11 protein-coding genes are annotated in these 16,962 nt (G+C 42.1%); 9 read left to right on the top strand and 2 right to left on the bottom strand.

Annotated features, from left to right (window positions below):
• The first annotated feature begins 172 nt into the window (after positions 1-172).
• From QNI22_RS33475 to QNI22_RS33460, 4 genes are all read left to right on the top strand, one after another.
• Positions 173-1,258, top strand: a complete 1,086-nt coding sequence (locus QNI22_RS33475) for a Gfo/Idh/MocA family protein (RefSeq protein WP_419836260.1) — start codon at positions 173-175, stop codon at positions 1,256-1,258.
• A gap of 323 nt (positions 1,259-1,581) precedes the next feature.
• A complete protein-coding gene (locus QNI22_RS33470; RefSeq protein WP_474004538.1) occupies positions 1,582-2,583 on the top strand; it encodes an aldo/keto reductase in 1,002 nt (333 codons plus the stop codon).
• 256 nt (positions 2,584-2,839) lie between these two features.
• Positions 2,840-4,126: an XdhC family protein gene (locus tag QNI22_RS33465; protein ID WP_314517892.1), complete on the top strand. Its 1,287-nt coding sequence runs from the start codon at positions 2,840-2,842 to the stop codon at positions 4,124-4,126.
• A gap of 386 nt (positions 4,127-4,512) precedes the next feature.
• A complete protein-coding gene (locus tag QNI22_RS33460; protein WP_314517890.1) occupies positions 4,513-5,412 on the top strand; it encodes a helix-turn-helix domain-containing protein in 900 nt (299 codons plus the stop codon).
• A 153-nt stretch (positions 5,413-5,565) separates the two neighbouring features.
• Here the strand turns inward: QNI22_RS33460 and QNI22_RS33455 are convergent, their stop codons facing one another.
• Complete coding sequence (locus QNI22_RS33455; protein ID WP_314517889.1) at positions 5,566-7,806, bottom strand: xanthine dehydrogenase family protein molybdopterin-binding subunit; 2,241 nt, start codon at positions 7,804-7,806, stop codon at positions 5,566-5,568.
• 37 nt (positions 7,807-7,843) lie between these two features.
• Entirely contained in the window at positions 7,844-8,299 is a 456-nt protein-coding gene (locus QNI22_RS33450; RefSeq protein WP_314517884.1) for a (2Fe-2S)-binding protein, read from the bottom strand.
• A gap of 249 nt (positions 8,300-8,548) precedes the next feature.
• Between QNI22_RS33450 and QNI22_RS33445 the strand changes: the two genes are divergently transcribed.
• From QNI22_RS33445 to QNI22_RS33425, 5 genes are all read left to right on the top strand, one after another.
• Positions 8,549-9,199: an RNA polymerase sigma-70 factor gene (locus tag QNI22_RS33445; RefSeq protein WP_314517882.1), complete on the top strand. Its 651-nt coding sequence runs from the start codon at positions 8,549-8,551 to the stop codon at positions 9,197-9,199.
• Between the two features lie 76 nt (positions 9,200-9,275).
• On the top strand, positions 9,276-10,343 hold the full coding sequence (locus tag QNI22_RS33440; RefSeq protein ID WP_314517880.1) for a FecR family protein: 1,068 nt from the start codon (positions 9,276-9,278) through the stop codon (positions 10,341-10,343).
• A 101-nt stretch (positions 10,344-10,444) separates the two neighbouring features.
• Complete coding sequence (locus QNI22_RS33435) at positions 10,445-14,029, top strand: SusC/RagA family TonB-linked outer membrane protein (protein ID WP_314517878.1); 3,585 nt, start codon at positions 10,445-10,447, stop codon at positions 14,027-14,029.
• A gap of 91 nt (positions 14,030-14,120) precedes the next feature.
• A complete protein-coding gene (locus tag QNI22_RS33430) occupies positions 14,121-15,740 on the top strand; it encodes a RagB/SusD family nutrient uptake outer membrane protein (protein ID WP_314517875.1) in 1,620 nt (539 codons plus the stop codon).
• Positions 15,741-15,818: 78 nt separating this feature from the next.
• A complete protein-coding gene (locus QNI22_RS33425; protein WP_314517872.1) occupies positions 15,819-16,961 on the top strand; it encodes a SusE domain-containing protein in 1,143 nt (380 codons plus the stop codon).
• Position 16,962: the final 1 nt, after the last annotated feature.

Genomic DNA, 16,962 nt, shown 5'->3' with positions numbered 1-16,962 from the left:
CTCAGAGAAAGTGTATACGCTAATTGAACTGCTTTGAAAAAAGTTAGTTGGAAATGATGTGATCTATCGCTTAGTTCAGTTTAATTTACAGTGTCTCAATAGAACCTGCTATTCTGGTTCCTGTTTCAACGTATCTAAACTACTCCCGATAACATCACCACTCATGAGCCGTATGAAGTATGTATTGATTATTCTTTTTTCAGCTATGGTTGTCATAGAAGCTACTGCACAAAACCCTGTTCGTTTGGCTATTGCCGGATTAAGTCATGGGCACGTGGATTGGGCATTTAATCGTCAGAGTAAAAATGATACGAAAATTGTAGGTATCTACGAGCCCAATCCCAACCTGGTTAGTCGCTATATGACTCGGTACAAGCTTGATAAGAGTCTGTTTTTTGATGATCTGACTAAAATGCTGGACCAGACAAAGCCAGAAGCTGTGTCAGCTTTCGGTGCCATTAGTGATCACATTGTGGTTGTACGTGCCTGTGCTCCCAGAAAAATCCATGTAATGGTTGAAAAGCCGTTGGCAACTACTTTGGCAGATGCAAAGGAAATTCAAAGTCTGGCAGAGAAAAACAATATTAAAGTGCTGACCAACTTTGAAACTTCCTGGTATGCCAGCAACCAATATGTCAACGATTTGTACCAGGCAGGAAAACTAGGGGAAATCCGAAAAGTAATGGTCAATGACGGACATCAGGGGCCTAAGGAGATTGGAGTGAGTAAGGAGTTTTTTGATATTCTAACCGATCCTGCTAAAAATGGGGCAGGTGCTTTGTTTGATTTTGGTTGTTATGGAGCCAATCTGATGACCTGGTTGCTAAAAGGGGAGAAGCCTGTTTCTGTGACAGCTGTTACTCACCAGAACAAACCCAACGCTTATGAGAAAGTAGATGATGAGGCTACCATTATTTTACAATATGCCAAATCCCAATGTATTATCCAGGCATCCTGGAACTGGACTTTCTCACGTAAGGATATGGAAGTATATGGAACGATGGGGTATGCAGTGGCAGTAGATCCTGTAACGATCAGAGAACGTTTGCAGGAAAAAGCACCTGAAGAAAGAAAGAAAATAGAACCCCGTCCGGCTCCATTCACAGATCCTTTCTCTGTTTTGGCAGATGTAGTACGAGGCAGATTAAAACTGGACAAAAATGATTTGTACGAATTGCCTGTCAATGTAACGGTAGTTGAAATCCTGGAAGCTGCTAAAAATTCTGCCCAGTCAGGAAAGACTGTTTTGTTGAAATAAACTAATCACTTTCGTTGGTTTTTGTCCTTCTAAAACAATCTTTCCGCTACGGTGGGACAGGTGTGACAAGACCAGCGGCCTTTGGATCTGGAGTGTGCTTTTGCTCGGAAACCGAACTTTATTTGCCATGAGGTCCTAACTCATACACAATCTGACTTACCGATTGACTGGAATCAAAAATTTCTCCTAAGCTATAGCAGTAATTTTGCTCTGATTAACTTCCTACGAAAATTATTCGATTTCCGTAGGAAGTTATTTGATTTTCATTGTTTTGTGTTCGGAGGTGAAGTTACTTTTGTACCATCATTTTAAATCTATAGGTTATGTCTGCACAATTGCCAATACGTAGATTAGGAACCAGCGGACTGGAAGTCTCCGCAATCGGTTTGGGTTGTATGGGGTTAAGCTTTGGATATGGCCCTGAAACAAGTAAAGAAGATGCTATCAAATTACTACGCAAGGCGTTCGAACTGGGTGTTACTTTTTTCGATACTGCCGAAGCCTATGGCCCCTTTGTAAATGAAGCGCTTTTAGGCGAGGCACTGGCACCGTTTCGGGATCAGGTGGTGATTGCAACCAAATTCGGATTCAAGAATGGAAAAACGGATTTGGGCCTGGACAGTAGCCCACAGAACATCCGGAATGTGACAGAGGCAGCGCTCAAACGATTAAAAATAGACCGGATTGACCTTTTGTATCAACATCGTGTAGATCCGATTGTACCCATAGAGGATGTAGCCGGAACAGTGAAGGAGCTGATCAAAGAAGGAAAAGTAAAATATTTTGGTATGTCTGAAGCAGGGGTAGAAAGCATCCGCAGAGCACATGCCGTACAACCTGTGACAGCTCTGCAAAGTGAATATTCTCTCTGGTGGAGAGAACCTGAAAAAGAAATATTGCCTACGCTGGAAGAGCTAGGGATCGGTTTTGTTCCCTTTAGTCCGCTTGGCAGAGGCTTTCTCACAGGTACCATCAATGCAAACACAAACACCAAATTTGACCCAACGGATTTTCGCAATATAGTGCCCCGATTCAATGAGGAAAATCGAAAAGCCAATCAGATTGTGGTAGAGAAGCTGACGGAGTTTGCCAAAAAGAAACAGGTCACTCCTGCACAGATAGCTCTGGCTTGGGTGCTGGCTCAAAAGCCCTGGATTGTTCCGATCCCTGGTACTACCAAAATTCATCGGTTGGAAGAAAACCTGAAGGCTTCGCAGATAATTTTAACTAAAGAGGATCTACAGGAGATTGAGGATGTATTTTCAACTATACAGGTACAGGGAGCCAGATATCCTCAACACTTACAACAAAGAGTCGGTAAGTGATCTACCCGAGGTTGGCCTTTGGCCTTTGGGCAGGAGGATCGGAGAAAAGTGCCCTTTTTTCTAACACACAAATCTGGCTCACCAAATTCTCATTTGGTGCCCCTATTTTGGGCAAGCAAAAAAGTGACATGGTAGGAAGAGGGATGAAAGAGAGAATAAATCAACGCAGAAAGATAGATTTTTCAAAAGATAACCAACATCCATACTCTTTTAAATTCACAGGCGTTGGTTATAAGGCTCACCTCCAAAATTCAGGATGATCCATGTTACTTTTGATTCCTCCTATTCGTTTGATTTTCGTAATGATTGGTTTGATTTTCGTTGTTTTCTTAGGAGTTATTCCTATAGTTTTGTATCTGTGTTAAAGTGGAATCTGGATAACAGTACTATGAATGAACTGCATACTATCTGTGAAACATACCGTAACCTGGATCTGGGTAAACAAAATGTGGCTCTGGCTACTGTTGTTCAGGTAAGAGGTTCTTCTTACAGAAGCCCTGGTGCCCGTATGCTTATTATTGATGATGGCAGATGGTTTGGCTCTATCAGTGGAGGATGCCTGGAAGGAGATGCCTTGCGTAAAGCCCGCCAGGTTATGCGGGAGAAAACACCTCTATGTGTTACATATGATACGAGGGATGATGAAAATAAAAGCCTTGGGATTAATTTAGGGTGTAATGGGGTGATAGATGTGCTCTTCGAAGCGGTAGACCCTGATGATATGGCTAATCCCATTCATTTTTTTGAGCAACTGATTAATTTACAGCAGGAGGTTGCTGTAGCTACTATCTTTTCAGGTAATGAAGCATTTCTTGGGAAAAAAATGGTAGTGAAACAAACTTTTGCCATAGATGAGAATATTCAGTATCCAGACCTTTGCTTCCAGCTTGAGAAGGACCTGATAGAGCTGCTGGGAACCAAAAAATCCAGAGCCCAACAGTATACAGTCGGAGAAGAGACGTTTGATATATTTCTAGAATTGATACAACCTCCCATTCGGTTACTAATTTTTGGAGGTGGATTTGATGCCCGTCCTCTGAGTCAACTGGCTAAGAACCTGGGATGGAACGTAACGGTTACTGACGAATGTGTAGCCCATATTGCACCCGTTTTCTTTCCTCAGGCAGATACGCTTTCACTTTGTCACAGAGAATTTGTAGACCAGGAATTTGTAGTCCAGTCCAACACTGCCTGTGTACTTATGTCTCACAATTATGAGTATGACAGGGATATCCTGAAAAAACTGCTAAAAACTACTACTCCCTATATTGGTATCCTGGGACCGAAAAAGCGGTTTGAGAAAATGATAGCTGAATTTACCGATCAGGGTATATATTTTTCGGATAAAGATTGGGACCGGATTCATGCTCCGATAGGACTGGACATAGGAGCAGAAACTCCTTATGAAATTGCTGTGGCCATTACAGCTGAAGTCATGGGTAGATTTACCCGCCGGCAGGCTGGTTTTCTCAAATTGCGGCAGGGACCTATCCATCATCGTGATACCCAAAGCGATCAGGTTTTTAAAGAGGCTACTCTTTGAAATAAGTATACCCCACTCAGTATCTCCTTATGCCAGAATATAAATCTGGCCTACCTTCTCTTATCCGCAAACCGGATATTCTTTCGACAAACAACTTATTTTCTCGCCCAACTGCGATAAACAGGCACCCAATGTTATATCGTAGGGGCAATTTGTCGATTGTCTAAAATATATATTAGTGTAAAATAGATTGACGATCTTTAGTCTGCTGTTTTACCACTTTTTAATTTCTACCTGATATGAACCGAAACCAAACCTTTATAAACCAGCTACTGCCATCTTTCTATGGCATACAATCAATGTGGGCTTTAGCCATACATAAGCAATTACTCCAGAGATCATTGCAGCTACACTAGACTATTGTTATACAGTTTAACATTGATCCTATGAACAAGGTAGAAACCCTGGAAGAATTATATAAGCAAAAGTTTAACCGATTGCCTGCTCGTATAGGTAATGGCATCGGGCATTTCAATCTGTTTCGCTTAGAGCCTTTAGTGGAAGGACAACCCACTTCTATTCCCTACAAAAGACGTGACTATTATAAAATTATGTTCGTTTTTGGTAAAAGTAAGGTGCACTATGCTGATAAAGTAGTGGAAGTACACAAACAAGCTTTATCTTTTTCCAATCCTCAAATACCCTATAAATGGGAACATCTGGACAATATCCGGCAGGGTTTTTACTGTATTTTTAATCAGCAGTTTTTTCATCAGTTTGGCGATCTGGCTCAGTATACCATTTTTCAACCGGAGGGCACACATATCTTTGAACTGACTGACGAACAGGTAAGCAGAGTACATGCAATCTATGAACGGATGTTTGAAGAAATCCATTCAGATTATACACACAAGTATGACCTGCTACGCAATCTGGTGTTTGAACTGATTCATTTTGCTATGAAAATACAGCCCGCAGCCCGAAGTGAAAAGCAACAATTAAATGCCTCTCAACGAATTGTATCTCTATTTTTAGAACTGCTGGAACGACAGTTTCCGATTGATCAGGCCCATCAGCAGGTAAAGTTGCGGGCAGCCTCTGATTTTGCCAATCAACTCAATATCCATGTGAACCATTTGAATCGGGCAATTAAAATGATAACTCAGAAAACGACTTCGCACCTGATTGCCGAACGTATTTTGCAGGAAGCAAAGATTCTTTTAAAGCACAGCAATTGGCAGATATCCGAAATTGCCTATGCATTACGATTTCCGGAGGTGACCCATTTTGATAACTTTTTTAAACAACATGTAGGTGTCAATCCTTCCAGATTCAGAAATAGTTAGCAAACTATTTACCTGGAATACTACTTTAGATTACAGTTGCATTGGGATGTCTGTTTATTCATAGGAGAAGAAGGGGGGGTATCTGCTAAGTAGCTTTCTACATAGATTTTATCAGGATTCTGAATTATTATATTCAGAATCCTGATGTGTTTTCTACGAATTGGAAAACTCTGTACTGAAGGGTTGGTTATAAAATCGTTTACCTATGCTTTTGTACAAAGCGTTGGCTACAGCCCCAAATACAGGTGGAAAGGGTGGCTCTCCCAAACCTGTAGGGTCAACTTCACTCTGAATAAAGTGAACCTCTATTTTTTTAGGAGCTTCATTATTGCGAATAATACGGTAATTATGAAAATTACTCTGTTCCGGAGCCCCTTCCTTGTGAGTCAACGCCCCATACAATGCATTGCCAATACCATCTACAACGGCACCCTGTACCATATTAGTGGCAGCATCCGGATTGACAACAATGCCACAATCTACCACGCTGGTTACTTTTTCGACATAAGGTTGTCCATTTTTGATAACCATATCTACAACATGAGCAGCATACGAGTTGTGGCAAAAATAAGCTGCTACGCCTCGACCGTATTTGCCGTTTTCAGATTTTCCCCAACCCGATTTTTCCCTCAATAATTGCAAAACAGCTGCATACCGATCCACATCATATTCGTTGTTTTTTCCTACCGGATTTTCCTTTGCCCTTTTCAATAGTTCCAGACGCATCTCAATAGGATCTTTTCCCATTGCTTCTGCCAGTTCGTCTAAAAACGATTGTTCAGCTGCTGCATTAAAGTTAGAGCCGGGAGCACGAAAAGCTCCAACAGTTATATTGGATGGAATCTCCCAACCTTCAACCATATAGTGATCCACGGCTCCAGCCGGAAAGCGGTTGGCATGCACCGGATGTTCAGGAATACCTCCTCCTTTGATATGAAAGGCTATCAGGTTTTTATTGGCATCCAATGCTGCACGATAAGTGGCCGTATACATGGGGCGATAGATACCATAGGTCATATCATCTTCACGGGTATAGATGAGTTTAACAGGTGCTTTCGCCTTCTGAGAAATCAAGGCGGCTTCTACCAGATAATGATCATAGGCTCTGCGTCCAAAACCACCACCCATCCGGGTCATTTGTATGTCGATTTTATCTATTGGCAAGCCTAATCGTGCTGAAAGAGTTCTTTCTGCAAATTCGGGAGCCTGAAGTGGTCCGGCCAGTAATGCTTTTTCGGTAGTGACATGGGCAAAGAAGTTCATAGGCTCCATGCAATTATGAGCCAGAAAAGGTGCTGTGTACGTGCGTTCGATTACTTTTGCCGCATTTTTGAAAGCCGTTTCCGGATCACCGTCTTTTCGTAAAAGCTTGGCAGATTTAGCACTCATCTCTTTCATTTTTTCCAGATGCCCCTTTGTGTTTTCAAGCCCGGCCGGAACCAGTTGTTCGACTTTACGGCCAAATGAATTTACAGTTTCTTTCTTTTCAGGAGTGAGTGTCCATTCAGCTTTCACCTTTTTACGGGCATTCATTACCTCCCATGTACTTTTACCCACTACAACTACCAGTTCATTAAAGGAGCATGTGTCAAAACTCTCCTTCGCATAGGTATCCGGAAATACATCAATGGTGAAAGCTGCCGTAATACCTGGCATTTTTAGCGCTTGCGACGCATCAAACGATTTTAACTGCATGCCAAAAGCAGGTGGGTGAACCATCATCGCAATGAGCATACCTTCCTGCTGATAATCTAAACCAAACAAAGGTTTGCCGGTAACTATTTTTTTTCCTTCAACATTCTTCTGTGCTTTGCGAACAATGTCAAAGGATTTCACTTCTTTCAGTTTAACATCTTTGGGTACAGGAATCGCTGCTGCTTTGCTACTCATCTCTCCATACGTAGCAGTTTTTCCGCTTGCATGCGACAACACACCTGCTTTTGTCATTACTTCGTTTACTGGGACACCCCAGGCTTGTGCAGCAGCTTGCTGCAACATCTGACGGGCAGCCCCTCCTACTGTACGCAGTGGCTTCCAGGCTTGCCGTACCGATTGGCTACCTCCACTAAACTGGCGAGCATACAGGGAAGAGTCAAATGGTGCGATCTCAACCACTACATTTTTCCAGTCTGCATCCAGTTCCTCTGTAATCATCATGGGTAATGAGGTCATTACGTTTTGTCCAAACTCTGGATTAGGACACATGATTTTGATCACATTGTCTGGGGTAATTTTAATATATCCACTTAGTTGATTCCATTGTTCGGAAAGCTGTAATTCTTCCATTTTGTCAGCAGAACGAAAGCTTGACAACCAGCTAAAACTTAACAGTAAGCCACCACTGGAGAGTAAGGAAGATTTCAGAAAGGAACGCCTGCTATATGTATTTTCCATCTTTTTTCGATTATGAGCAAAATGCAAGACTATAAAACTATTTTTTAGCAGCTGATTTAATGGCTTCCCGAATACGCAGATATGTACCGCAACGGCAGATATTGCCACTCATAGAGGTTTCTATCTCTTCATCGGTAGGATTGGGATTACTTTTCAATAATGCCGCTGCACTCATAATCTGACCAGTCTGGCAATACCCACACTGAGCCACATCGTGGTCAATCCAGGCTTGTTGTACAGGATGATCACCCGTAACAGACAATCCCTCAATCGTTGTAACTTCCTGTTTGTTTACTACGGAGACCGGGAGTTGGCAGGAACGAACGGCCACTCCATCCAAATGAACAGTGCATGCTCCACACATTCCGATGCCACAGCCATACTTGGTGCCTGGCAAATTCAGATGATCTCGCAAAACCCAAAGGACAGGCGTAGTAGGATCAAGATCTACCTGTCGGATTTTTCCATTAATTTTCAGACTAAACTTAGCCATAATTACTTGTTTGATAAATAGATAGGGTACTATAAAAGTACTTCTCTGATAGGTTTTAACCTTACAGAAATCAAACAATAAGCTATGATTTTCAAACTATTGAGTTAGAAGAAGATGCTAAAAAGCTGTCAGGATTCTAGGATGAGAAATGTAGTGAAATAGATTTTATGCAATTATTTCCATTTTTAATTTTATTTTAGAGATATTGCAGCGTTTTAGTTGATACAATTCGTTTGTCTTTGGCTGCATATGAAACTTAACGCGATACAAATCAGAGATTTGCAGGAACGACTCTGCAATAACGACCAGGAAGCTTTTGCCGCTTTGTACCGTTTGTTTTTTATGCGTTTGTTCCAGTTTACCAAGATGTATGTTCACAGTCGGGAAACAGCCGAGGAATTGGTAAATGACATCATGCTAAAATTGTGGCATCGTCGTAGCGAAGTACTTAAAATTCAGAATCTGGAAACATATCTGTTTGTATCTGCTCGTAACCGATCTCTTAATTACCTGTCTCAGCATTCTCCTTTTCACATTTCACTCGAGCCTGAAAGTGGTGAGATTGAGATTGTCAACACAGACGATCCTGAAAAGATACTGGAATGGCGTGAAATTTATGAATTGCTCATGCAAGCCGTTGAGGAACTACCTGATCAGTGCCGTACCGTTTTTAAACTTATCAAAGAAGAAGGTATGAGTTACAAACAGGTAGCAGAAATACTGGATCTGTCTCCTCGTACTGTAGAAACTCAGCTATTTCGGGCTATGAAAAAATTGCACAAGGTGTTGGGTAATTATATGGATACCAATACAAAGTCGTCTAAGCTGCCTGGTTCTCCGTCTATACTGCCTCCAGAAGGTTCTATTGTACTTTTGATACTATTTTTGGATTTTCTTTAATTTTTTTTCGACTGCTTGTAAGTAATCTTCTTCGTTTCCCTGTCTATACTAATGGACGTCCGCCATTTACCTTAGTATGAACGAAGAACGAATACTTTATCTCTTTACCCGAAAACTTGCGGGTACCCTTACCTCTGACGAATCAACTGAACTGGAATCATTGCTGATACTTTATCCGGCAATGGTGCAGAAGCTACAGTTACTTGAGCAATTCTGGAACGACCGTACACAAACCAGCACGGTTAATGTAGAAGTGTCGTTGCAAAAAGTACTAGGTCAGATTCGCGATTTACCAGCTGAAGGAGAGCCTTCAGAAGAGAATGATAATATACTTGTGATAGGCAAATCTCCATGGTCAGTGTGGAAATGGCTATCAGCTGCTGCTATTATCGGACTTATATTGGTTAGCGCATGGGTAGGATATCAATATAGTAATTTGGGTAGTCATATTTCTTTGATTGAAAAGAAAAATGCGAAAGGGGTAAGAAGTACCATTGAATTGCCAGATGGTAGTAAGATATGGCTCAATGCCGATAGTCGGATAACCTATCCACAGGCATTTAATGAAAAAACACGGGAAGTACATCTGTATGGAGAAGCCTTCTTTGACATTCGGAGAAATCCTTCCAAGCCTTTTATTATTCACCTGACGCAGGGTACAGTGCGGGTACTGGGTACCTCGTTTAACATTCGTGCATACGAAGATGAAGACAAGATTGAAACCTCGGTAGCTACCGGAAAGGTGGCTTTCATTCCCAAAGCAGTAACACAGTTAACCAGTGATACAGTTTTTCTTACACCCAATCAGAAGGCTCTTTATAGCTTTCGCTCAGGTAGACTTATTACACAGGCTACCCAGAGTACTGACGATAAAGCCTGGATTGAGGGTCGCTTGATTTTCAAGTCGATGACACTGGAGGAGATTGCACAGCAGCTAGCACGTAACTTTGGTAAGAAAGTCATTTTCCGCAGCGAAGGGCCTAAAAAGTATCGGCTTACAGGAGCATTTTCCAATAATACATTGGAAGAAATCATGTTCTATCTCTCTAAAACCAGGGATTTTAACTATCAGATTACCAATGAAGAACTGGTGATTGGTGAAAATCCCAAGCAGCCTGGTATATCTGAAGAAACAGACCAATGAGACATACGAAGAGAATTTCATTAAAGTATGAGATATCATTGCTAAAAGACAACTCTTCAAAGTTGCTCTACTTAAAAATCACTTCTTAATCCTTACGAAAGATGCTACAATTTTCTACTCATCCCCGTTATCACTTACTCCGGTGCAGCTGGTTTGGGTGTTTTCTGGGTTTTGGCTTGCTGACCACACATGCACAGATAGCCTCATCGGCACCCTTGCGAAAGTATAGTCAAAGTAGTATAACGCTACAAGGTAATACACCATTACAGGAATCTACCATTACTCTACAAGTATCCAATGAAAAGTTAAGTTCGATATTTGACAGAATTGAGAAGCAAAGTCATTTTGTGTTTGTCTACTCAAATGATGAGATAAATACTACACAACGCATCAGCTTGCATATACAGCAAAAGCAATTAAACGAAGTTCTCAATGAGTTGTCTGGAAAGTTTGGGTTTACATTTGAGATTCTGAAAGACAAAATTATTCTAAAAGGAAATGCAGAGTCTAAGGCTAATGATCAGGCACACACCATATTGCCTGGTGAAATGCTCAATTCCCTGGAAGCTCGGCTTAATGCTACCCGTTCACAATTTGCAGATATTACCATTACAGGAAAAGTTACCAGCGAAAATGGAGAAGGAATGCCTGGGGTAAGTGTTTCTATTAAAGGCACGACCATAGGTGCGTCTACTACCGTAGATGGTTCATATACGCTAAAAGTGCCTGACAGCCAGGCGAATGGTGTATTAGTGTTTTCCTTTATTGGCTATGTGTCCGAAGAAGTGGCTATTTCTGGCCGTACAAAGATTGATGTTACGCTACTTCCAGATATTCAGTCACTTAGTGAAGTGGTAGTGGTAGGATACGGTACTCAGCAACGGAAAAACCTAACTTCTTCAGTAGCTACACTTGGAAAAACAGATATTGAGAATCGTCCAACCACCAACGCGTATCAGGCTATGCAAGGGTTGGCAGCTAACGTGACTATTCAGCAAAATACCGCTGAGCCTGGATCTGTACCCGTATTTAATATTCGTGGTGTGGGATCTTTTTCATCCAACAATGAACCACTCATTATCATTGATGGACTCATTGCAGGAAGTTTGGGAATGGCCAATCTGAATCCAAATGATATTGAAAACATTACTATTCTGAAAGATGCTTCTTCCGCTGCTATTTATGGTTCACAGGCTGGGAATGGCGTGGTATTGGTTACAACCAAACGAGGAAAAACAGATCAGAAACCCACCGTTCGATACAGCACACTGATTGGCTGGCAAAATCCAACTACATTGCCCAAAGCCGTAGAAGGATGGGAGTTTATGACGCTGAAAAACGAAGCATTGGTAAATAGTGGTCTGGCTCCTCAGTTTTCTCCTCAGCAGATTCAGGCGCAACGTGACAGAGGCTCCTATCCCTGGATGCTCGATGAAGAGTTTCGTAAAAATGCTCCTCAGATCAAACACGATCTAACGGTGAGTGGTGGTGGAAAAAATACTACCTATCTGGCTTCATTTGGTTATCTGGATCAGGATAACATGCTCAATAACAAATATGTGCGTGATGCTGGCAATGAGTTTTACTACAAACGATACAATGCCCGTCTGAATCTAACTACACAAATCAATAAGATGCTCTCGATAACAGTGAATACTGCTTATGCTAGAGCAGCTACCCGTAGCACCCCATTTTCAATGGGAAATATTATTCGTGATGCCTTGCGGACACCTCGTATCTATCCATTAGTGAATGAAGATGGTACATTTCCTACCACTGCCAGTCTGTCCAACAACAACCTAGCCTTATTATCTCAAGGTGGATTTAATCTGATGGAAACGGATAACCTGGTAGGTACACTGGATGCTACACTTACTCCACTGGAAGGATTACGTTTTAATATGAATATGTCTGGAAATTTCTTCCAGTATAATCAGCAGACACAAATTCGAGCATTTACGTATAGTTCACCCTATCCGTCTGATCCGCCACGAAACAACGAGCAGGTGAAGCAAGCCTGGAGAGACTATAATACCAATATTTATTTCACAGGTGAGTATGAAAAACAGATAGGTAAACATACTGCTAAATTACTGGCAGGCTATCGGAGTGATTATTCTTCATCAGGTAGCTTTAGTGCAAATGGAATATTTTATCCTGAACTTTATTCCCGTCAGTTGAATGGTGTGCCTTTGAATAATTCACTGGTATTGCAGGGAGATTTTCTACGAAATACTGGAGGACAGATTCAGGGAGGCATAGTAGATTATGCACGTATGGCAAACCCCCAATTGGCTGTATTGAATTCCGTTTTTGGCCGTTTGAATTATGGGTATGCTGACCGTTACCTGTTTGAGTTTACCTGGCGTTATGATGGATCTTCCAAGCTGGCTCCTCAAAACCGTTGGTTATTTTACCCGGCAGCGTCAGTTGCCTGGCGATTGACCAGTGAGCCATTTATGGGAGATATTGCAGACCGCTTTGGAACTGTTAAATTGCGTGCTTCTTACGGCAAAGTGGGTAACTCAGGTATTGGTGGCTATCTGTTCATTCCTCGTATATCACCCGTAAGTGGTGCCTATACTTTTAATAATGTAAGTGTGGGAGGTGTGGATATTCAGTCATATAATCCTGAGCTACAATGGGCTTCAGTAACCAATACAAGTGTTGGGGCTGACTTTGAGCTTTTAAAAAACAGTCTGACACTTTCGGTAGATTATTACCGGGCACTCAATGAAGGGATTTACTATTCTCCTGTAGTTCCAGGTACATTCGGACAAGGGTCGCCTGTGCAAAACTTTGCATCAGTGCTCAACCGGGGTTGGGAAATTGCGGCTACTTACAATTTGGTGACAGGGCCAGTGAAACACTCGTTCTCCGCTAATCTGGCAGACAACTTTAATACCATTCAGAAAATAGGTGCTGATAACATTACTGAGGTGGATTCTCGTACCATTCAGCGCGAAAGATTTCCTATTTCCTCGTACTACATGTATAAAAGCGATGGATTGTTCCAAACCTATGAGCAAATCCAGAACTCAGCATCTCAGCCTTTTGCACAGAATGGACAACCACAACCTGGTGATATTAAGTTTGTTGATAAAAATGGGGATGGGGTGATTGACGCCAATGATCGGTTTGTTATGGGTAATCCGTTTCCGCGATATACATATGGCTTTACCTACCGTGCAAATTACAAAGGCATTGATCTGACGATCTTCTTACAAGGTGTTGGTCAGCGCTCGCAGTATTTGCGTGGTGATGCAGTGGAAGCTTTTCATAATAACGAAGAACATCTATATGTGCAACACAAAGATCGCTGGACCCCTACCAATCCGGATGCTACATATCCACGTCTGACAGCTACTGTAGCAGCCAATAGCAACAATGTAGTGTATTCGGATTATTGGTTATACGATACGCGCTACTTACGGGTGAAAAACTTACAAGTTGGTTACTCATTTCCGAAGGAATGGCTAAATAAGATAAGTGTAGGCTCAGCACGTATTTATGTGTCTGGACAGAATTTACTTACCTGGGTGCCTCAGCGCTATCGCCGATTGGGTATTGATCCTGAATTTACTCAATTCAGTAATAATTTGTCTTTTTCCAATTACTCTGCCATTGCGGGGCGTAGCTATCCGAACAGCCGTGTCATCGCCGTTGGTTTGGATGTAAGCTTCTAATTCAGGCATGCCGGAAATAGTATCGCTAAAAAGCGAAAAACGGCAGCCTTTTCTTGCAATGACTATTCATTTTTGTAGACATTCTTACGACATGAAAAAATATATTCTGTTAACTACTTTTGCGCTGTTTGCCTTGCAGAGTTGCCATAAGCTGGATGTTGGCCTGGCAAACGAACTAAATGAAAAGGATTTCTGGAAAACAGATGCTGATGCACAGGCAGTGTTGGCGTCATGTTATGCTAGTCTGGGTAGTGCCGAAGGTTTTTTCTATACCGAATCACTAAGTGATAATTCATTTACTCGGCAAAGCGATCGTTATGGTGGAGCCAAACAAGTAGCTAGTGGCAGTTATGACCCCTCACTACCTCTGTTAAAGAATGAGTGGAATGATCGGTATACCGCTATTCGGAAATGCAATCAGTTTCTGGCTAATGTATCACGGGTAACTACACTATCAGAAACCCAACTGAAACGGTATCAGGCTGAAGTGCGGTTCATTCGGGCTTATTCCTATTTTTTACTGGCAACCTGGTATGGTGATGTTCCGTTTTTTACCAATGTATTGACCATTTCCGAGTCGCAAAGTATTGCTCGTACTCCCAAAGCTGAAGTGATTGGCTTTGTGATCAGCGAACTAGAAGGCATTCAAGCCGATCTACCAATTAATACAGCTTTGCCTGCTGCTGAAAATGGACGGGTAACGCGTGGGGCAGCCATTGCATTGAAAGCACGTGTAAATTTATTTGAGGGCAACTGGCAGGCAGCAGCAGCAGCTTGTGAGGAGTTAATTGGTAAACCGGAAAATGGAACATACAGCTTGTTCCCTTCCTATGCGGGCATTTTTACAGTTGCCAATGAATACAACTCTGAAGTCATTTTTGATTTGCAGTATGGCGCCAATCGGTTGTATGATATCCAGCGTTTCTTTGTTCCCGTAACCATTGGCCTGCGCACAGATATTATGCCTACACAAGCTTTAGTCGATAATTATATCACAACCAATGGAAAGACAATACAGGAAGCAGGTTCAGGCTATGATGCCAGCAATCCATTTGCCAATCGTGACCCACGACTGGCAGCTACCATTGCTACAGACGGTTCCAAATATCCTAACTTTGCTTTTAACTCGCCTGCTGAAATTGAAGTAAAAACGTTGCCCAATACATCTCCTAACGATGTGCTTCAACCATTTGCTTCCGCTACAGGCTATTACTGGCGTAAGTACTTTGATCCTACTGCCACCTCACCAGGTAATTCGGGGTTGAACCTGATCTATTTGCGTTATGCGGATGTGTTATTGATGTATGCTGAAGCTAAAAACGAACTGAATCAGTTAACAGCTACTGTATGGGATCAGACTATTGGCGCACTCCGTCGCCGGGCTGGGTTTACAGATAGTGGTGCATTAAACTTCCCTAATGCACAGCAGGCCGCTTTGCGGGATATTGTACGACGGGAGCGTCGTTCAGAACTAGCCTTTGAATCACTGCGTGTATTTGATATTCGTCGCTGGAAAATTGCTGAGACTGTACTGAATACTCAGGTCAAAGGTATTGCCATTCCGGGAAATGAACTGCCTAAAGATGCCAATGGCAATATTCTGGTTGAGTCCCGGGTATTTGATCCTTCCAAGCATTATTTATGGCCTATTCCACAGCTGGAACGAGACCAGAACAAAAACTTACAACAAAACCCCGGCTGGGGACAGTAAACAAATCGGCAGATATAACCTTGTTTCCTGTTGAGCAAGCTTTATCTGCCTAAACTTTACCTTTTGAACCGATCGTTTATGACAAAAATACATTCGTTTCTTTCGTGGATTGTTTTACTGATGCTGGGAGCCATGATGAGCTGTCAGGATGAGTCAAAGGATCTGGATCTGACGCTGACACCAGCAAATATTCTATTTACACCAGCCGACAATATTTCGGTGAAATTACAGCCAACTACTTCAGCCTCTGTAGTATTTGAGTGGGAGCAGGCCAAAGCGGAAGATGGCACACTGGTATTATACGAAGTGTTATTTGACAAAGAAAATGGCGATTTCTCCAATCCGGTAGCTGTCGTTTTATCTGATGGAAGTGGCGCTCAAAATCGTTTGACACTGAGCCACAAAAACCTGAATAAGATTGCAGCAACAGCGGGCATTGCCTCACTAACAAGTGGCAAACTGAAATGGACAGTAACTTCTTCCAAAGGGCCTAACATTGTGCAGTCTACCAATGCACGCACCTTATCAGTGGACCGTCCTGCTGGTTTCGCAGAGGTTCCAACAACGGCTTATTTGACAGGTTCTGCTACAGAGACAGGGACTGATATTTCCAAGGCTTTGCCATTAAAGAAGACCAGCGAAGGTACATTTGAGATTTTTACTTCGCTTAAGGCAGGAAGTTTTAAAATTGTAAGTGGTACTACTAATGATGCAAAAGTTTTTTCGGCAACCAATAACTTGAGTGCACTTGCAGAAGGTGGCGAAACTACCATTGAAGGTGATACCAAGCTATACCGGCTGGAGTTTGACTTTAATAATGCAGCTATGACAGCTACTGAAATTACGGAGGTAGGCTTATGGATTGCTGCTCAGAATAAGGTGACAGTAACGCTGCCTTACGTTGGTAACAGCACCTGGAAGATAGAAAATACGCCTATTGAATTCTTTCAGTTTGACTGGGGTCGTGATGAACGGTATAAGTTTCGTCTGAAAACAAAAGCTAATGGAGAGGAGAGCGAAATCTGGTATGCCAGTCAAAGTTCAGATAATTCCCGCCCGGTAACAGGAACACCTGCCTCATACTTTTATCTGACACCCAAACCTGCCAGTCAGTGGGATTACAGTTACAAGTTTGCCTCAGAGGTGGATAAAAGTAATGTAGATATCACGGTTTATTTTCAGCCTACTGCAGAATACACACACAAGGTGGTTGTGCGGTAAT

It is taken from the genome of Xanthocytophaga agilis (genome assembly GCF_030068605.1).
Classification (GTDB): domain Bacteria; phylum Bacteroidota; class Bacteroidia; order Cytophagales; family 172606-1; genus Xanthocytophaga; species Xanthocytophaga agilis.
The sequence above is the reverse complement of the archived record's forward strand: the minus strand, read 5'-3'. Positions and strand labels throughout refer to the sequence as shown.